Source organism: Janthinobacterium sp. CG_23.4 (assembly GCF_029892305.1).
Taxonomy (GTDB): domain Bacteria; phylum Pseudomonadota; class Gammaproteobacteria; order Burkholderiales; family Burkholderiaceae_D; genus Janthinobacterium; species Janthinobacterium lividum_D.
Genome location: NZ_JARXUX010000001.1, coordinates 546,472 through 565,606 on the forward strand (window position 1 = coordinate 546,472; position 19,135 = coordinate 565,606).

The 19,135-nt window shown below is 61.0% G+C and carries 16 protein-coding genes and 1 riboswitch; of the genes, 13 read left to right on the top strand and 3 right to left on the bottom strand.

The annotated features are described in order from the left end of the window. Window positions 1-438 precede the first annotated feature (438 nt). A complete protein-coding gene (locus tag H4V96_RS02470; protein WP_196856065.1) occupies window positions 439-1,491 on the top strand; it encodes a porin in 1,053 nt (350 codons plus the stop codon). Here H4V96_RS02470 and H4V96_RS02475 read toward each other — a convergent pair. Continuing rightward, entirely contained in the window at window positions 1,488-3,533 is a 2,046-nt protein-coding gene (locus H4V96_RS02475) for an EAL domain-containing protein (RefSeq protein WP_070345812.1), read from the bottom strand. The genes H4V96_RS02470 and H4V96_RS02475 overlap by 4 nt on opposite strands. A gap of 237 nt (window positions 3,534-3,770) precedes the next feature. Between H4V96_RS02475 and H4V96_RS02480 the strand changes: the two genes are divergently transcribed. From H4V96_RS02480 to H4V96_RS02535, 12 genes are all read left to right on the top strand, one after another. After that, window positions 3,771-4,511 carry a Crp/Fnr family transcriptional regulator gene (locus H4V96_RS02480; RefSeq protein WP_196856063.1) on the top strand — a complete coding sequence of 247 codons (741 nt, stop codon included), beginning with the start codon at window positions 3,771-3,773 and terminating at the stop codon, window positions 4,509-4,511. 57 nt (window positions 4,512-4,568) lie between these two features. After that, the gene (locus H4V96_RS02485) at window positions 4,569-6,812 is read left to right on the top strand and encodes a PAS domain S-box protein (RefSeq protein WP_280720676.1); all 2,244 of its coding nucleotides are present in this window, start codon (window positions 4,569-4,571) and stop codon (window positions 6,810-6,812) included. Window positions 6,813-6,840: 28 nt separating this feature from the next. After that, window positions 6,841-7,647: a response regulator gene (locus tag H4V96_RS02490; protein WP_196856061.1), complete on the top strand. Its 807-nt coding sequence runs from the start codon at window positions 6,841-6,843 to the stop codon at window positions 7,645-7,647. A 53-nt stretch (window positions 7,648-7,700) separates the two neighbouring features. Further along, window positions 7,701-7,958: a hypothetical protein gene (locus H4V96_RS02495; RefSeq protein WP_010393340.1), complete on the top strand. Its 258-nt coding sequence runs from the start codon at window positions 7,701-7,703 to the stop codon at window positions 7,956-7,958. A gap of 108 nt (window positions 7,959-8,066) precedes the next feature. Continuing rightward, window positions 8,067-8,182: riboswitch (TPP riboswitch) on the top strand. Window positions 8,183-8,272: 90 nt separating this feature from the next. Beyond that, window positions 8,273-10,186 (top strand): phosphomethylpyrimidine synthase ThiC, encoded by a 1,914-nt coding sequence (thiC, locus tag H4V96_RS02500; RefSeq protein WP_010393342.1) that lies wholly within the window; start codon window positions 8,273-8,275, stop codon window positions 10,184-10,186. Between the two features lie 11 nt (window positions 10,187-10,197). Further along, window positions 10,198-10,410 (top strand): sulfur carrier protein ThiS, encoded by a 213-nt coding sequence (gene thiS / locus H4V96_RS02505; RefSeq protein WP_043460341.1) that lies wholly within the window; start codon window positions 10,198-10,200, stop codon window positions 10,408-10,410. Between the two features lie 15 nt (window positions 10,411-10,425). Beyond that, the gene (locus tag H4V96_RS02510) at window positions 10,426-11,220 is read left to right on the top strand and encodes a thiazole synthase (RefSeq protein WP_010393350.1); all 795 of its coding nucleotides are present in this window, start codon (window positions 10,426-10,428) and stop codon (window positions 11,218-11,220) included. Further along, window positions 11,220-12,044, top strand: coding sequence for a hydroxymethylpyrimidine/phosphomethylpyrimidine kinase (locus H4V96_RS02515; protein WP_280721171.1), 825 nt, complete (start codon window positions 11,220-11,222; stop codon window positions 12,042-12,044). The genes H4V96_RS02510 and H4V96_RS02515 overlap by 1 nt, the downstream gene beginning before the upstream one ends. Next, on the top strand, window positions 12,007-12,630 hold the full coding sequence (gene thiE / locus H4V96_RS02520; protein WP_070346556.1) for a thiamine phosphate synthase: 624 nt from the start codon (window positions 12,007-12,009) through the stop codon (window positions 12,628-12,630). The genes H4V96_RS02515 and thiE overlap by 38 nt, the downstream gene beginning before the upstream one ends. A gap of 79 nt (window positions 12,631-12,709) precedes the next feature. Further along, complete coding sequence (locus H4V96_RS02525) at window positions 12,710-13,342, top strand: response regulator (RefSeq protein ID WP_010393356.1); 633 nt, start codon at window positions 12,710-12,712, stop codon at window positions 13,340-13,342. 112 nt (window positions 13,343-13,454) lie between these two features. Then, on the top strand, window positions 13,455-14,561 hold the full coding sequence (locus H4V96_RS02530) for an S-(hydroxymethyl)glutathione dehydrogenase/class III alcohol dehydrogenase (RefSeq protein WP_010393359.1): 1,107 nt from the start codon (window positions 13,455-13,457) through the stop codon (window positions 14,559-14,561). A gap of 288 nt (window positions 14,562-14,849) precedes the next feature. Further along, on the top strand, window positions 14,850-17,159 hold the full coding sequence (locus H4V96_RS02535; protein WP_196857045.1) for a UvrD-helicase domain-containing protein: 2,310 nt from the start codon (window positions 14,850-14,852) through the stop codon (window positions 17,157-17,159). A 175-nt stretch (window positions 17,160-17,334) separates the two neighbouring features. Here the strand turns inward: H4V96_RS02535 and H4V96_RS02540 are convergent, their stop codons facing one another. Both H4V96_RS02540 and H4V96_RS02545 read right to left on the bottom strand, forming a co-directional pair. After that, the gene (locus tag H4V96_RS02540) at window positions 17,335-18,126 is read right to left on the bottom strand and encodes a BPSS1780 family membrane protein (RefSeq protein ID WP_010394768.1); all 792 of its coding nucleotides are present in this window, start codon (window positions 18,124-18,126) and stop codon (window positions 17,335-17,337) included. Window positions 18,127-18,128: 2 nt separating this feature from the next. Beyond that, window positions 18,129-19,085, bottom strand: coding sequence for a homoserine kinase (locus H4V96_RS02545; protein WP_196857044.1), 957 nt, complete (start codon window positions 19,083-19,085; stop codon window positions 18,129-18,131). Between the last annotated feature and the right edge of the window lie 50 nt (window positions 19,086-19,135).

A 19,135-nucleotide genomic window follows, 5' to 3' on the forward strand; every position in this document is an offset into this window, starting at 1 on the left:
GCAGCGTGGCAAGCGGCCTTTTCAGTGTTTTGGCGGCTTGGCGGGGCGTTTGGCCGCAACAGAACGTGGCTAAAAGTGCTGTCGATGTTATAATTTACGCCCAGGCGCCTCCTGCCCCATCTTTGCGGACAGCGCCAGCAGACGCAGTTTTATCGAACTCCCGTCCGCGTCACCAGGCCAGCGCATTAGCGATGCCAGCCACTTTCAGCGCGTCCCCTGCGGGAGGTGCGCCTGAGCCACGCGCACCTCCAGCGGTGCACAATTCACGGCGGAATACCGCGCGTCTTCGTCTTTATCGGCCGCGCCGCCATCGCTTAGCCAGGAAGGTTGTTATCTGGCCTGTCGTTTTTCGATACGGCACGTCCCGCAGCGCCTAGCTGCCTGTGGCCGTGCCACGGCCGCGCGCTTTCCCGGTTTTGCCTTAATAAGGAAACCAATATGAAAAAAATCTCGATCGCCCTGGCACTTGCCACCCTGGGCACCTTGCCCGCCGCCCACGCCCAGTCGTCCATCGATGCGTCTTCAGTCACCATGTATGGCTTGATGGACGCTGGCTTGGTGCAGGAAGGCGGCATCAGCAAGCTCACCAGCGGTGTCTCGGCCGGCTCGCGTGTGGGCCTGCGCGGCACGGAGTCCTTGGGCGACGGCTGGCAAGCCGTGTTTACGCTGGAAGCGGGCGTACAGCTCGATACGGGCCGTTCCGACCAGGCCGGGCAGTTGTTTGGCCGCCAGGCTTTTGTCGGCCTCAATAGCCCGCTGGGCATGCTCACTGCGGGCCGCCAGTACAACTTGCAAAGCGAGGCGCTGACCGACGTGGCTGACCCGTTCGAGGGTGGCATGGCGGGTGCCTCGACCAACCTGGCTGGCTATTCGGCCACGCGCATCGACAATACCGTGCGCTATACCTCGCCCGAGCTGCGCGGCGTCACGGCCACCGTCATGTTTGGCTTTGGCGAACATACGGGTGTTGCTGCAGATCAACGCTCGCTGGGCCTGTCCCTGGGCTATGTCAACGGTCCCTTGACCCTGCGCCTGGCGCGCCAGCGCCTGAGCGGCGAATTTGGCAAGGCCGACGCGAATAACACTATCTTGGCTGGCAACTACAACTTCGGCGTGGCCACGGCGTTTGCCGGCTATGGCCGCAACACGGGCGATGGCAGTAGCCTGTTCTTGGCGGAAAACCCCTATGGCGCGGCGCAGGCGCCGGCCCAGTCCACGGATAGCCGCGACGCCATCGTCGGCGTCTCCGTGCCGCTCGGCGCGACGACGCTGCTGGCCTCGTTCATCCATAAGGATGACCGCGATGCGGCCAACCGCGATGCGCAGCAACTGGCCATCGGCGCCACGTATGCCTTGTCCAAACGCAGCAAGGTATATCTTGCTTACGCGCACATCCGCAACCGCAACGATGCCGCTTACATGGTGGGCAATGCCACCGAAGCGGGCACGGGTAACCGCGCGCTGAACCTCGGCTTGCTGCACGCGTTTTAAGCGGGCAGCGCTTTTCTCTGCAATAGCAGTTCTTCGAAGGCGGGCGCGGTCAGCGGGCGGCTGAACAGATAGCCCTGCATCTGGTCGCAGCCGTGTTGGCGCAGGAAGGCCAACTGCTGCGCCGTTTCCACGCCTTCGGCGATCACTTTCAGACGCAGGCTATGCGCCAGTGAAATGATGGCGCGCACGATGGCAGCATCGTCGCCGTGCGTGATGTCGCTGACGAAGGTCTTGTCGATTTTTAAGACGTCGATGGGAAAGTGGCGCAGGTAGGCCAAGCTGGAATAGCCGGTGCCGAAGTCATCAATGGACAACTGCACACCCAGCGCCTTGAGCTTGCGCATGATGGTCGTGGCTTGTTCCACGTCATGCATGACCATGCTTTCCGTCAATTCCAGCTCCAGATGGGCGGCATCGAGGCCTGTTTCGGCCAGTGCCTGCGCTACCGCATGCAGCAGATTCCTTTGTTTGAATTGCCGCGCCGACAGGTTGACAGCCAGGCGCAGCGGGCCATGGCCGGCCACTTGCCAGGCACGCACCTGGGCGCATGCCGTGCGCAGTACCCAGTCGCCGATAGGGATGATCAAGCCCATTTCTTCAGCCAGGCCGATGAAGTTGATAGGTGCAATGCGCCCCAGTTGCGGATGTTGCCAGCGCAGCAGTGCTTCCATGCCCACCACTTTGCCGCTGGCCAAGTCGAGCTGGGGCTGGTATTCGAGATGGAATTGTTTGCGTTCCAGGGCATGGCGCAACTCGCTCTCCAGTCCCAGCCGCGCCAGTGTGCCCGCATTCATGCTCGATGCATAGAAGCGCCAATGACCGCGCCCCAGTTCCTTGGCGCGATACATGGCGATGTCGGCATGCTTGATCAGCGTATCGGCATCCTGACCATCATCGGGATACACGGCCACGCCCATGCAGCAGCTGAGCAAAAATTCATATTCGCCCAGTTGCAGCGGCTGCGCCACGGCATCGAGGATGCGCTGCAGGATGGCGGTGCCTGGTTCCCCCTTGCCATGCTGTGGCAGCAGCAGCACGAATTCGTCGCCGCCCAGGCGCGCCACCGTGTCGACTTCGCGCGTGGCGTCGCGCAGGCGCTCGGCCACGTTTTTCAGCACCAGGTCGCCGGCATCGTGGCCCAGGGTATCGTTGACGAACTTAAAGCGGTCGAGGTCGATGAACACCACCCACAGGGGCAGGTCGTTACGTCGCGTCATGGCCATCGCCTGTTCCATTCGCTCGCGCAGCAGCAGGCGGTTGGCCAGGCCCGTCAAAGTATCGTGTCGCGACTGTAATTTCAGCTCTTGCTCGAAGCGCATGACCGTGCTGATGTCGTATTGCGCAACGACAAAGTGGCTGACGTGGCCATTGCCATCGTCGTGCACGGGGGCGACGAACAGCTCGCTCCAGTAGCAGCTGCCATCTTTGCGGAAATGCCGCACGATAGCCTTGCCTTCGTGCTGTTCGCGCATGGCCGTCGTAATGGCATGCATGTCTTGCCGTCCTTGCGCAGGCCCCTGCAAGTGTTCCAGGCGCTGGCCGATGACTTCGCCAGCGGCATAGCCGGTGATGCGTTCGAAGGCGGGATTGACGTATTCGATCAGGTAGCCTGGTGCGTCGGCGCTGCACAGGATGACGGCATTGGCCGACACTTCGATGATGCGTTCGCGCAAACGCAGCGACTTTTCTTGCTGCACGCGCGCGGCGAGGTCTTCTGACAGGCGCACATTGGCAAACTGTAGCGCTGCCGTGCGTTCGCCCGCGATGCGGGCAATTACGGCGTTGCGCGACATCAGCTGAAACACATACGCCGTTGCCAGCAGGCTCGACAGCAGTCCGCCCAGCAGCACATACAGCGAAGCGCGATGGCTCGCTGTCAGACCCGTGCCGCCGGCGTGGTACTGCAACAGCAGCTGCATGTTTTCCGATTCGATCTGGCGCGCAGAGGCGTAGCACAGGGCCGTCAGGCACAACCCGAGCGCCACGGTGAGCAGGGCCGCAGTGGAAGCAGAAATGGAGAGGCGTTTGAAAAAAGCGTGCATGATGGCGTCCGTGAGCTGCGCCCGTACCGATCCATGATCCGGCAACCCTGGCAGTGACTGACTGTAGGGCGCGCAGCGAATCACCGTCTGTTCGCTAGCGAACGGACAGTGATGTCAGCAAACCATATACTCGCCGCATTGTGCAAACGCTGTGTTACGCTGCTGCAAATGGCTGCCCTCGTTCGGACGTCTTTCATCTCTCCCCTAGCTGACGACTGGAAACCAGGAAACCTGCCTATGTCGAGTCCGTATGCCCAGCAGCACAACCCGAATCAAAACCATTTGCTCGCCGCCATGCTCGACGCCGATTTCGCGCGCCTGGCGCCCCATCTGGAGCAAGTGTCCATGTTGCTCGGTGACGTGATCTACGATTCTGGCGACAAGCTGCAGCATGTGTATTTCCCCACCACGGCCATCGTTTCCATTCATTACCTGCTGGAAAACGGCGGCTCGTCCGAGATCGCCGGCGTCGGTAATGAAGGCGTGGTGGGCGTGTCGTTGTTTATGGGTGGCAACTCGACACCGAGCCGCGCCGTGGTGCAGACGGGCGGTGTCGGCTATCGCCTGAAGGCGCACTTGCTGATGGAAGAATTCGATCGCGCTGGCGCCGTCATGCGCTTGCTGCTGCGCTACACCCAAGCGCTGATTACGCAAATGTCACAGACGGCCGTCTGCAACCGCCACCATACTGTAGAGCAGCAGCTATGCCGCTGGCTGCTGCTGACCATGGACCGCCTGCCGGACCGCGAGCTGACCATGACGCAGGAACTCATTGCCAATATGCTGGGCGTACGCCGCGAAGGCGTGACCGAAGCGGCCGGGCGCTTGCAGGCGCGCGGTTTCATCAGCTACCGGCGCGGCCATATTTCGGTGCTGGACCGCGCTGGCCCGGAAGGCCATGTGTGCGAATGCTATGGCGTGGTGAAGAAGGAGTTCGCGCGCCTGCTGTCGGACGTGCGCCAGCGCCAGGCACCCTGAACACAGCATTCAATACCGCATGCCCGTTTCTTATCGTTGTCATTGCCCAGGCTTATCATGCAATCTGTCGAAAACACCCCCCCGCGCGCACCGTCGCGTTGGCCCATGGCGCTGGCATTTTCGTTCAGCGCCGTCGGGCTGATTGCCGTTGGCGTGCTGGCCTGGCGCGCGCCGTTCGAGACGGCGTGCGTGATTGACGCGCTGGTAGTGCTGCTGCTGATGTTGCTCGTGGCGCTGTACCGGCGTACGGTGGCGGCCGGTCTGCCACGCCAGTTGCTGAAAGCGGGTGCCTTGCAGGATGCGATTTTCAACAGCGCCAATTTCTCCTGCATCGCCACCGATGCGCAGGGGGTGATCCAGATTTTCAATGTGGGTGCCGAACGCATGCTCGGCTATGAAGCGAGCGACGTCGTCGACAAACTGACGCCGGCCAGTATTTCCGACGCGCAAGAGATCATCGTCCGCGCCGCCGCCCTCAGTGCCGAGCTCGACACCGTCATCACGCCCGGCGTGGAAGCGCTCGTGTTCAAGGCTTCGCGCGGCATCGAAGACATTTATGAACTGACTTACATTCGCAAGGATGGCAGCCGTTTCCCCGCCATGGTATCGGTGACGGCCCTGCGCGATGCACAGAGCAAGGTCATCGGTTACTTGCTGATCGGCACCGACAACACGGCGCGCAAGCAGGTCGAGGCGGAGCAGGCGCTGCTGGACCAGCGCTTGCGCGAGCAGCAGTTCTACACGCGCTCGCTGATCGAATCAAATATCGATGCCATCATGATGACGGACCCGCGCGGCATTATCAGCGACGTCAACCAGCAGATGGAAGCACTGACGGGCTGCACGCGCGATGAATTGATCGGTGCGCCATGCAAGAATTACTTTACAGAACCGCAACGCGCTGAGGAAGCCATTGTGCGCGTGTTGCGTGAGGGCAAAGTGACCAATTATGAGTTGACGGCTTTGGCGCGCGACGGCAAGCAGACGGTTGTTTCCTACAACGCCTCGACCTTCCACGACCGCAACCGCAAGCTGCAGGGCGTGTTTGCCGCCGCGCGCGACGTGACGGAACGCAAGCAGTTCGAATTGGCCTTGCAAGACACGAATATCGAAATGGAAAAAGCCCGCCAGGCGGCGGAAAAGGCGAACCTGGCGAAGTCCGAGTTTTTGTCGAGCATGAGCCATGAATTGCGCACGCCCTTGAACGCCGTGCTGGGCTTTGCCCAGTTGATGGCGTCCGAGACGCCGGCGCCGAGCTTGCCGCAGCAGCGCTCGATCGACCAAATCCTCAAGGGTGGCTGGTATCTCTTGCGTTTGATCAATGAAATCCTCGACCTGGCCATGATCGAGTCGGGCAAGGTCACCATGTCGGAAGAGGCGATGTCCTTGCTCGACGTGTTGCAAGATTGCCAGGCGATGATCGCGCCACAGGCAGAAAAACGCGGCATCAGCATGCATTTCCCCCGTTGCGGCAAGGCCTTCTATGTGCATGCCGACCGCACGCGCGTGAAACAGGTGATGATTAACCTGCTGTCGAACGCCATCAAGTACAACCAGAGCGGCGGCAGCGTGAAAGTCGAGTGCCGTCATCAAGGCGAGCGCGTGCGCGCCAGCGTCACGGACAGCGGCGCTGGCCTGAACGCCGAACAGATGAGTCAGTTGTTCCAACCCTTCAATCGCCTGGGCCAGGAAAGCAGCACGGAAGAGGGCACGGGTATCGGCCTGGTCGTCACCAAGCAACTGGTCGAGTTGATGGGGGGCCAGATCGGTGTCGACAGCACGGTGGGCATGGGCACCACCTTCTGGGTGGAATTCCAGGCCTCGCGCGCGCCTGAACTGCATCTGGAAGAGGGCGTAGCCTTGCCCGCGGTACAGGAAGATCCGGAAAGCCAGCGCACCTTGCTGTACGTGGAAGACAATCCCGCCAACCTGGCGCTGGTGGAGCAATTAATTGCCCGCCGCAGCGACTTGAAGCTGCTGACGGCCATCGATGCGCACCTGGGCATCGACCTGGCGCGCACGTATCAGCCGGACGTGATCTTGATGGATATCAACCTGCCCGGCATCAGCGGCTATGGCGCCCTGCGCATCTTGCATGACGATCCGCTGACCAGCCATATCCCCGTGATGGCCCTGTCGGCCAACGCCGTGCCGCGCGATATCGAGAAAGGCCTGGAAGCGGGCTTCTTCCGCTATTTGACCAAGCCCATCAAGGTCGTCGAATTCATGGATGCGCTCGACGTGGCCTTGCACCATGCAGCCGCACACGGCTTGGCCGACGACACGCACGCAGCACGCTAATTTTGCATTTCATTTTAGGAATACCGCCATGCTTCAAGCCACTGAGATCCTGAACGCCAGCATCCTCATCGTCGATGACCAGGAGGCCAACGTCATGCTGCTCGAGCAGGTGTTGCGCAATGCCGGCTATACGCGCATCACGTCCACCATGGACCCGCAAGCGGTGCACGCGCTGCACCAGCAGCACCGCTACGATCTGATTTTGCTCGACTTGCAGATGCCTGAAATGGATGGCTTCGAAGTCATGGACGGCTTGCGCGACATCGAGGCGGGCAGCTATCTGCCGGTGCTGGTGATTACGGCCCAGCCCGGCCATAAGCTGCGCGCGCTACAGGCCGGCGCCAAGGACTTCGTCAGCAAGCCCTTCGACCTGGTGGAGGTGAAGACGCGCATCCACAATATGCTGGAAGTGCGTTTGCTGTACCAGAAGCTGGCCGAATACAACAAGTCGCTGGAACAGTTGGTGGAAGAACGCACGGCCGAGTTGCGCGAGAGCGAAGCGCGCTTCCAGCGCTTTACGGAACTGTCTTCCGACTGGTACTGGGAACAGGATGCGCAGGGTAAGCTGACGCGCTTTTCCGGTCCCGTGGCTGAAATGCTGGGCATCGGCAGCGAGGCAGAGCCGCAGCGCTGGAACGCGGCCGAGCGTGCATTGCTCGACGCCAAGATCGCCGCGCGCGAACCTTTCCTCGACTTCATCTATAGCCGCGCCAACCTGGACGGCAGCACGCAGTATCTGCAGGTCAGTGGCGAGCCGATGTTCGACAATGGCAGCCGTTTCATCGGCTATCGCGGCATCGGTCTCGATGTCACGCAGCGCCTGCGTGCTGTCTGATTGCCGACCGTTGATCTATACTTGTTGTTATTGACATCAACAAGGAAAGTATCATGGTTGACAAATCACTGCCCGAATACTGGTTTCCCGCCAAGACCTACGGCTGGGGCTGGGGTTTGCCCATCACCTGGCAGGGTTGGCTGGTGTTCCTGGCCGCGCTGGCGCTGTTCGCCTGCGGCGCCTTCCTGTTCCCGCCACAAACCATGCTGCTGGGCTACATCGTGTATGAAGTCGCCATCGTCGCCGCGCTGATCGCCGTGTGCCAGTGGAAGGGCGAACCGACCGCCTGGCGCTGGGGCAAGAAGAAATAAGCGCGCCGGTATCTGCTGCATTGCAGCAGATGCCGGCACGACGACAACGCAAGAAATCATCTGGCCACGCGGCGCGAAGCGCGTATAATTGGCCCGCTGCCGCAAGGCGGCAAACGCTAGGGGTCCTGCCTTTCGCTGTGGAAACACAGTGCAAGCGCGGGTGAGAAATACCCTCCGAACCTGATCTGGATAATGCCAGCGAAGGGAAGCTTTAGGATGAACGCACCTCGCTTTTCCGCGTGCGCGCAGCCGAACCTCCTTAGCTGGCTCCAGGCTATAAATAGTCTAGCTGCAAGTCTAGCCAAGGAGCCAAAATGAACGCCAACCCGAAATTCCTCTCCGCCACCGCCACGGTCGACGAAGCGGCCATCGCACCGCTGCCCAATTCGCGCAAGATCTATATTGAAGGCAGCCGCCCCGATATCCGCGTGCCCATGCGCAGAATCAGCCAATCCGATACGGAAGCGTCGTTCGGCGGCGAAAAGAATCCGCCGATCTACGTGTACGACACGTCCGGCCCGTACACGGACCCGGAGGTGCAGATCGATATCCGCTCGGGCCTGGCTACGCCGCGCCTGCCGTGGATCATGGAGCGGGCCGACACGGAAGAATTGCCCGGTCCCACCTCCGACTACGGCATCGCCCGCCTGGCAGACCCGACACTGGCCGAGCTGCGTTTTAACCTGCACCGCAAGCCGCGCCGCGCCATCGCCGGCAAGAATGTGACGCAAATGCATTACGCCCGGCAAGGCATCATCACGCCGGAAATGGAATTCGTGGCCATCCGCGAAAACATGCGCCGCCACGAGTATTTGCGCGAACTGAAAGCCTCCGGTCCCATGGGCGAGCGCCTGGCCGAGCTGATGGGCCGCCAGCATCCGGGCCAGTCCTTCGGCGCCAGCATTCCTGCGCAAATCACGGCCGAATTCGTGCGCGAGGAAATCGCCCGTGGCCGCGCCATCATTCCCGCCAACATCAACCATCCGGAAGTCGAACCGATGATCATCGGCCGCAATTTCCTGGTGAAAATTAACGCCAATATCGGCAATTCGGCCGTCACTTCGTCCATCGGCGAGGAAGTGGAAAAAATGACCTGGGCCATCCGCTGGGGCGGCGATAACGTGATGGACTTGTCTACTGGCAAGCACATCCACGAAACGCGCGAATGGATCGTGCGCAACAGCCCCGTGCCCATCGGTACTGTGCCCCTCTATCAGGCGCTGGAAAAGGTCAATGGCAAGGCCGAAGACCTGACGTGGGAGATTTTCCGCGATACCTTGATCGAGCAGGCGGAGCAGGGCGTTGACTACTTCACCATCCACGCGGGCGTGCTGCTGCGCTATGTGCCGCTGACGGCCAAGCGCTTGACGGGCATCGTCTCGCGCGGCGGTTCCATCATGGCGAAATGGTGTCTGGCACACCATCAGGAATCGTTCCTGTACACGCATTTTGAAGACATTTGCGACATCATGAAGGCGTACGACGTGTCGTTCTCGCTGGGTGACGGCTTGCGCCCCGGCTCGATCTACGACGCCAACGACGAGGCGCAGTTGGGCGAACTGAAAACCCTGGGCGAGCTGACGCAAGTGGCCTGGAAGCACGATGTGCAAGTGATGATCGAAGGCCCGGGCCATGTGCCCATGCAATTGATCAAGGAAAACATGGACTTGCAGCTGGAGCAGTGCGGCGAAGCGCCGTTCTACACGCTGGGACCGCTGACGACCGATATTGCCCCCGGCTACGACCACATCACATCGGGCATAGGCGCGGCCATGATAGGCTGGTATGGCACGGCCATGCTGTGCTATGTGACGCCGAAGGAACACTTGGGCTTACCCAACAAGGCTGATGTGAAGGATGGCATCATCACGTATAAAATTGCGGCGCATGCGGCCGACCTGGCCAAGGGCCATCCGGGCGCACAAATCCGCGACAACGCCCTGTCGAAAGCGCGCTTTGAATTTCGCTGGGATGACCAGTTCAACATCGGCCTGGACCCGGACAAGGCGCGCGAATTCCACGACGAAACTCTGCCCAAGGATTCGGCCAAGGTAGCGCATTTCTGCTCCATGTGCGGCCCGCACTTCTGCTCGATGAAGATCACGCAGGAAGTGCGCGAATATGCGGCCGGCATGGGCATCGCGGAAGACAAGGCGCTCCAGCAAGGCATGGAAATCAAGGCCATCGAATTCATCAAGAACGGCGCCGAGCTGTACCGTAAGGTATGAAGGAGAGCGTGATGCCTGCATGCATACCCATCACGCTCAACGGCGCGCCGCACCAGGTGCCGCCGGGGCACACGCTGGACCAGTTGATCGCCGCATTGTCGCTGGAAAACCAGGCGCTGGCGCTGGCCGTCAACCGCCATGTCGTGCCGCGCAAGGCGTGGCAGGGCAGGGTCCTGGAAAGCTTGGATCAGGTAGAGATCGTACGCGCCATCGGCGGTGGCTAAATTAAGGAAAAAGCAATGACAAGTAATCATAACGATGATCTGCTGAGCATCGCAGGAAAACAATACCAATCGCGCTTGCTGGTGGGCAGCGGCAAGTACAAGGATTTGTCACAGACGCGCGAAGCGACGGACGCGGCGCAAGCGCAAATCATCACGGTGGCGATCCGTCGCGTCAATATCGGGCAAGATCCGAGCGCGCCCAGCCTGCTCGATGTGCTGCCGCCGGACCAGTACACGATTTTGCCCAACACGGCTGGCTGCTACAACGCCAAGGATGCCGTCTACACCTTGCAGCTGGCGCGCGAGCTGCTGGGCGGGCGCAATCTGGTCAAGCTGGAAGTACTGGGCGATGAAAAGACCTTGTTTCCACACATGCCGGAAACCCTGATCGCGGCCGAAGCGTTGGTCAAGGATGGCTTCGACGTGATGGTCTATTGCAGTGACGACCCGATCCAGGCGAAGATTTTGGAAGATATCGGCTGCGTGGCCATCATGCCGCTGGCCTCGCTGATTGGCTCGGGCATGGGCATCTTGAATCCGTGGAATTTGTCACTGATCATAGCCCAGGCGAAAGTGCCGGTGCTGGTGGACGCGGGCGTGGGCACGGCGTCGGATGCGGCCATTGCCATGGAGCTCGGTTGTGACGGCGTGCTGATGAACACGGCCATTGCCGGCGCGCGCGATCCCGTGCGCATGGCGCATGCGATGAAGCTGGCCGTGCGCGCCGGACGTGCCGCGTTTCTGGCAGGACGCATGCCGCGTAAATTTGCCGCCTCGCCCTCGTCGCCGATGGCTGGCCGCCTGGCGTGATGGGGCGACAGCGTCTGCCGGGTCGTCCGGTTGTGCTGGTGTTTGCCGGCCTCGACCCCTCGGGCGGCGCCGGCCTGGCCGCCGATATCCTGGCCATTGCGGCGCAGGGCGTGCATGCCTTGCCCGTCATCACGGCGCTGACGGTGCAAGACAATGACCGTGTGTTTGGCGTGGAAGCGGTGGCGCCGGCAATGCTGTGCCGGCAGGCGCAGGCGCTGATCGCCAAAATCGCCATTGATGCTGTGAAAATCGGCATCCCCGGCAGCGCTGCAAATGCGGCCGTCATTGCGCAACTGATCGCGCAATTGCGGCTGGTCCGGCCCGACTTGCCCGTGGTGCTCGATCCCGTACTGGCCAGCGGCCATGGTGATCTGCTCAGCAAGGGCGATGCGGTGCTGGCGCTGACGCCCTTGCTGCCGGTGACGACCCTGATCGTGCCGAACGGGCCGGAAGCGCTGGCCCTCGGTGGCGCAGAAAGTCTGCGCGCGCAAGGCTGCAAGAACGTGCTGCTGACGGGCGGGCATGGTGAGGGCGAGGTGATCGTCAACCGCTGGTGCGATAGCGCAGGCGGCGAGCGCGAGTGGCGCTGGCCGCGTCTGCCCGGCGCCTTCCACGGCAGCGGCTGCACTTTGGCCTCCGCCATCGCGGCACGCCTGGCATTGGGCCATCCGCTGGCCGAAGCGCTGGCGCTGGCACAAAGCTATTGCCATGCGGCCCTGGCCGGCGCGTATGCGATAGCGCCAGGTCAAGGCATACCGCAACGTTTCATTGAACAAGGAAAACATCATGCGTGGACTGTATCTGGTCACCCCCAACTGGGATGACACCGACCGCTTGCTCGACGTGAGCGAGCAAGCCTTGCAGGAAGGTGTTGCCATGCTGCAATACCGGCACAAGAGCGCCGACGCGCAGCAGCGGCGCGAGCAGGCTGGCGCCTTGCTGACCCTGGCCCGCAAGTATGGCGTGCCCTTCATCATCAACGACTTTATCGCACTGTGCGAAGAGCTCGACGCGGACGGCGTACACGTCGGCGGTACGGACGCTGCCGTGGCGCAGGTGCGCGCGCGCCTGGGCGCGAACAAAATCGTGGGCGCTTCCTGCTATGGCGACATGGCCTTGGCAAGGATGGCCGAGGCGGGCGGCGCCAGCTATGTGGCCTTCGGCGGCTTTTATCCTTCGCTGGTGAAAAAGTACCCGGTGACGACGCCCCCCGATATCGTGCTGCAAGCCAAACGCGAGATCAGCTTGCCGTGCGTGGTGATCGGTGGCATGACGCCGGAAAATGCGGCACCGCTGGCCGCGCGCGGCGCCGACATGGTGGCGGCCATCAGCAGCGTATTTGGCAGCGTGCATCCGGCGGTGAATGTGAATATTGCAGTGCGGCAATTCAATCAATTGTTTGCCGCGTGAGTATCGGCATGGAGGGCTGATTTGGGGGAATAATCGGCATATAATAAGAACATCTTTCATTAGCGAGGTCCCTTTACCCATGAGTCAGCCAGCCGCCGCGAAACGCCTTATCTTGATCGTTGACGATGATCAGATCCTGTTGGAATTCCTCGGCGAAGTCCTGTGCCATGCCGGCTACGAGACAGCCCTGGCCAATTCTGCCGAAGTGGCGCTGCAAATGGTCGCCCAGCGCGAGCCGGACCTGGCCTTGCTCGACATCCACATGCCGGGCATGTCCGGCCTGGAATTGGCCAAGCGCCTGCATGGCGAGACGAGCGTGCCGTTCATGTTCCTGTCTGGCAGCGGCGACAGCGAATCGGGCAAGCAGGCGGCCGCCTACGGCGCCGTTGGCTATGTCGTCAAACCCGTCGATGAAGGCCGCCTGATGCCTGCCTTCGAAGCGGGCCTGGCGCGCGCCGATGAAATCCGCCAGCTGCGCCGCACCGAGCTGAACTTGAATGCGGCGCTGGCCGCCGGCCGCGAAACCAGCCTGGCCGTGGGTTTGCTGATGGGTAAGTTCCAGACGGACCGCAATACGGCGTTCGAGGTGCTGCGCGACCACGCCCGTTCCAGCCGTCGCAAGATCAATGAAATCGCCAGCCAGTTGCTGTTGGCCGAGGAAACCTTGAACGGCTTGCATGGTTCCTTCCTTAACAGGGCAAAAACCAAGTAAGCGTTGAAGCAAGCGTCGGTTTGGCGCCCGCGTAGCACGTCGGCGCCTGGCTTGTTATGATGTGATGGTACGGCGCGCTGGCGCGCCTGGTTCAACCATAGACAGGACATACATGAAAACCAAAGCCGCGATTGCCTGGAAGGCGGGTGCCCCTTTGAGCATCGAAGAAGTCGACCTGGCCGGCCCGCGCGCCGGCGAAGTGCTGGTCGAGCTGAAAGCCACGGGCATTTGCCACACCGATTACTACACCCTGTCGGGCGCCGATCCGGAAGGCATCTTCCCGGCCATCCTGGGCCATGAAGGCGCCGGCATCGTCGTCGACGTGGGCCCGGGCGTGACGACGCTGAAAAAGGATGACCACGTCATCCCGCTGTACACGCCGGAATGCCGCCAGTGCAAGTTCTGCCTGTCGCAAAAGACAAATTTGTGCCAGGCCATCCGCTCGACGCAGGGCCGCGGCCTGATGCCTGACGCCACCAGCCGTTTTTCCCTGAATGGCCAGCCCTTGTTCCATTACATGGGCACCTCGACCTTTTCCAACTACATCGTGGTGCCGGAAATTGCCTTGGCAAAGATCCGCGAAGACGCGCCGTTCGACAAGGTGTGCTACATCGGCTGCGGCGTGACGACGGGCGTGGGCGCGGTATTGTTCTCGGCCAAGGTGGAAGCGGGCGCCAACGTGGCCGTGTTTGGCCTGGGCGGCATCGGCTTGAACGTGATCCAGGCGGCGAAAATGGTCGGCGCCGATAAAATCATCGGTATCGATATCAACCCGGCGCGCCAGGCCATCGCGCGCAAGTTCGGCATGACGCATTTCATCAATCCGAATGCGGTGGAAAACGTCGTCGATGCCATCGTGCAGCTGACCGATGGCGGTGCCGATTATTCGTTTGAATGCGTCGGCAACACGACCCTGATGCGCCAGGCGCTTGAATGCACGCACAAGGGCTGGGGCAAATCGTTCATCATCGGCGTCGCTGCGGCGGGCCAGGAAATTTCCACGCGCCCATTCCAGTTGGTGACGGGGCGCGAATGGCGCGGTTCGGCCTTCGGCGGCGCGCGCGGGCGCACGGACGTGCCGAAGATCGTCGACTGGTATATGGAAGGCAAGCTCAATATTGACGACCTGATCACGCACAGGCTGAAGCTGGAAGACATCAACCAGGGCTTCGACCTGATGAAAAGCGGCGAGTCTATTCGTTCCGTGGTGCTGTACTGATAGACATACGCCCTGACACGGTATTTTGCGCAGGCTGCGGCCTGCGCTTTTTACCCTGCTTTTCATCAAAAATCTGACTGCGCTTGAGTTCCCGTGCTTCAGTGCGGTAGCGCAGGCGGAGATTGCCCGGCATCGATCGGGCGACTTCCGACGTAATGCTCGGGGAGGCGGTGCCTAACCCTTCCCAAGCTTATTTACTCGACAGGTCCATCGGCCTGCAGCCATTCAATTGCTCAAGATCGCTGGACAAATGCACAGTATTTTTAGCCATGCCGGTATAATCACGGCATGCAAAATCTTCTTCACAACCTCAATCCCGAACAATTGGCTGCCGTCACCTTGCCGGCCCAACATGCGCTGATCCTCGCTGGCGCTGGCTCGGGCAAGACCCGCGTGCTGACCACCCGCATCGCGTGGCTGATCCAGACCCAGCAGGTATCGCCGCCCGGCGTCCTGGCCGTGACCTTTACCAATAAGGCCGCCAAGGAAATGCTCACGCGTCTGTCGGCCATGTTGCCGATCAACACGCGCGGCATGTGGATCGGTACCTTCCACGGCCTGTGCAACCGCCTGCTGCGCACGCATTACCGGGACGCGGCCTTGCCGCAGCCTTTCCAGATCCTCGATTCGCAGGATCAGTTGTCGGTGATCAAGCGCTTGTTGAAGGCAAATAATATCGATGATGAAAAATTCCCGCCGAAGACGGTGATGTATTTCATCAACAATGCCAAGGACCAGGGCTTGCGCGCCACGGACGTGGAAGCGTATGACGCGCACGAGCGCAAGATGGTCGAGCTGTACCAGCTGTATGACGATCAGTGCCAGCGCGAAGGCGTGGTCGATTTTGCCGAACTGCTGCTGCGCACGTACGAATTGCTCAGCCGTAACCAGCCGCTGCGCGAGCATTACCAGGCGCGCTTCCGCCACATCCTGGTCGATGAGTTCCAGGATACGAATAATCTGCAATACAACTGGCTCAAGTTGCTGGCTGGCCACGGCAGCCGCGATGGCGGCGCCCTGTTTGCCGTGGGCGACGATGATCAGAGTATTTACGCGTTTCGCGGCGCCAACGTCGGCAATATGAGCGCCTTCGAGCACGAGTTCCAGGTCAAGAACTTGATCAAGCTCGAGCAGAACTACCGCTCGCATGGTCACATCCTCGACAGCGCTAACGTGTTGATCGCGAACAATAGCAAGCGCCTGGGCAAGAATCTGCGCACCGACGCCGGTCTTGGCGAGCAGGTGCGCGTGTATGAAGCCAGTTCCGACTTGCAAGAAGCGCAGTGGATCATCGAAGAGGCGAAAAGCTTGATCGCCGATGGCGCTTCGCGCAGCGAAATTGCTATTTTGTACCGCTCGAACGCACAGTCGCGCGTGATCGAGCATGCGCTGTTTTCAGCCAGCATTCCATATCACGTGTATGGCGGCCAGCGCTACTTCCAGCGCGCCGAGGTCAAGCACGCGATTGCATATTTGCAACTGATGGACAATCCGCATAACGACTCCGCTTTCTTGCGCGTGGTTAATTTCCCCACGCGCGGCATCGGCATGCGTTCGATCGAGCAATTGCAGGCCGCCTCGGAACAGTACGGTATTTCGCTGTACGCCTCCGTGCCCTACGTGGCGGGCAAGGCTGGCAGCGTGCTGGCCGGTTTCGTCAAGCTGATCGAGGGCGTGCGCTTCGAAACGCAGCAATTGTCGCTGCCCGAAATGGTGCGCGTCGTGCTGGAAGCGAGTACCTTGCTCCAGCATTATCAGAATGAAAAGGAAGGCGCCGACCGCATCGAGAATCTGGAACAGATGGTGAGCGCGGCCAGCCAGTTCGTTGCCGAAGAAGGTTTCGGTCAGGCTGCACCGGCGCACCTGGGGCCGGCCGCCCAGGCGCAGTCGGGCGTGCCCGTGGTGAACCGGGACGGCATCGACATACTCGACGCCGATGCGCCGTTGCCGGCCGTGATGTCGCCGCTTTCTGCCTTCCTCTCGCACGCGTCGCTGGAAGCCGGGGATAACCAGGCGCAGGCGGGCCAGGATGCGTTGCAGATGATGACGGTGCACTCGGCCAAGGGTCTGGAATTCGATAATGTGTTTATTACCGGCCTGGAAGAGGGCCTGTTCCCGCACGAAAGCAGCTCGAAGGAAGACAACGGCGTGGAAGAAGAACGTCGGCTGATGTATGTGGCAATCACGCGCGCGCGCAAACGCTTATATATGAGCTTCTCGCAGACGCGCATGCTGCATGGACAGACGCGCTACAACATGAAGTCGCGCTTCTTCGATGAATTGCCGGAAGAAGCGCTGAAGTGGCTGTCGCCGAAGGTACAGGCGAACTGGTTCGGCAACCGCAAGTCGGCCTGGGACGAGGCGCCGCGCGTGGCCAGCCTGGGTTCCGACAATGCGATTGCGCAAAAGATCGCGCAAAAAGCCACGGGCGGCGGCTGGCGCATCGGTGAATCGGTGGCGCACGCCAAGTTTGGCGAAGGCGTGATCGTCAACATCGAAGGCGGCGGCGGCAATGCGCGCGCGCAGATCAATTTCGGACAGCACGGCATGAAGGTGCTGGACCTGGGGATTGCCAAGCTGGAGAGATTAGGCCGCTAAATACCGGGGTCAGACCCCCGGTCATGTTGGCGCCAAACTTTGCGTTAGCGGTGTTGAGGGTCTGACCCCAGTGCGTAGGTCGGATTAGCGCAGCGTAATCCGACACCACTGTTAGCCCCGCAGCGTCGGATTACGCGGCGTGCCGCCGCTAATCCGACCTACGTCTGACCGGTGATCACTCGCCGGTCTTATCCAGCGACACCGTCTTGCTCTCCTCGACGGGCACGCCAAAGATCTGGCGGTAGGCGGCGTAGAACGAGCAATGCATGATGATGGTGAGTATCATCGACAACGGCAGCATCAGTTGCATCATCATTGGCGTGCGGCCAAAGATGAGGGCCAGCAACTGGCTGGTGACGATGCTGATGGCGAACCAAGTGGAAGCGAAGACGATGAAGGCCGACAGCGAGCGCCAGACGGCGAAAAAGCTGAAGAACAGCGACTTGCCCAGGCCGGTTTTTTTCCAGTAGATCAGCGGTGCGGCAAAGCAGAAAGCCATCGCGGCCGGCACGTACAGCACGATCGCCAGCAGGATGCCAAGGCCCAGGCGCGACTCGGGGATGACAGCGCGCGCGGCTTCTTCCGTCAGTTGTCCGGTCACCAGTTGCCACAGCAAGCCGTCGTCCACCAGGGTGGCGGCGCCGATGGCAAGGATGGCCATGAGAATGTACAGCACGCCCAGGCCGAACAGGGATGCAAAGGCCGGCTTGCGGAAGCCCGAGATCAGCAGGCTGGGCAGGACGCGCTTGCCCTGGTCGATATGCAGGCAGCCTTGCACGAAGGCCACGGAAAATACGGGGACCAGGATGACGGGCAGCAATTGACCGAGCACGGGCACGATGCTGACGGCCAGCATGCAAAACATATAGCCGAGAAACAGCATCGACATGCCGCCAGGTTGCTTGCGAAACAGGGCGAAGCCTTGTTTCACCCATTGCCAACCTGTACTTGCAGGTAATTTTTCCATGTTTAAAACAGTTCCGGAGCAGGTGTGGCGATACGTTCGCGCAGAATGCGTTCGAAATGCGCCGGATCGTGCGGGGTCAGCATTTCCGCTTCGCGCGGCTGGTAATAATCGTACAGGCGCGATAGCCAGAAGCGCAGCGCGGCAGCGCGCAGCATCGCTTGCCATGCCGTCTGTTCTTCGGGCGTGAACGGGCGCACGGCCCCGTAGGCATCGAGCAGGGCGCGCACGCGCACCGTGTCGAGTTTGCCCGTGGCCAGGTCTATGCACCAGTCGTTGACGGTCACGGCGACATCGAACAGCCAGGTGTCGCAACCGGCAAAGTAAAAGTCGAAAAAGCCTGTCAGGCGCTCGCCGTCAAACATCACATTGTTGCGGAACAAGTCGGCATGCACGGGGCCGCGCGGGATGGCTTTATAGGTAGCGCAGGCGGCAAAGGCGTCCTGGAAATGGATTTCCGCGCGCAGCAAATGCGCATTGGCATCATCGAGGTGGTGCACGACCAGCGCCGTGGTGGCATTCCACCAGTCCAGGCCGCGCAAATTGGCTTGCTGCAGGGGGAAATCGCGCCCCGCCAGGTGCATCTTCGCCAGCATGGCGCCGACAGCGGCGCAATGCACGGCTTGCGGCGCCATTTGCGAGCTGCCGTCGAGTTTGCTGACGATGGCGGCCGGCTTGCCTTGCAGGGCCGTCACCAGTTCGCCATCGGCATTGGCGATCGGCGCGGGCACCAGCACGCCCCGGTCCGCCAAATGGCGCATCAGTTGCAGATAAAACGGCAATTGCTCGAAGCTGAGGTTTTCAAAGATCGTCAGCACATATTCGCCGCGCTCCGTGCTGAGGAAGAAATTGCTATTTTCGATGCCGGACGCGATGCCCTTGAGCGCCAGAGGTTTGCCGAGTGGAAACTGCGTGATCCACTGGCCGATATCGTCCAGATGTAGCGCGGTAAAAACTGCCATGGGTAAGAGAGGAGTGGTCTAAAAGGTCAAAAAAAGCCGGCTGCCCCGCA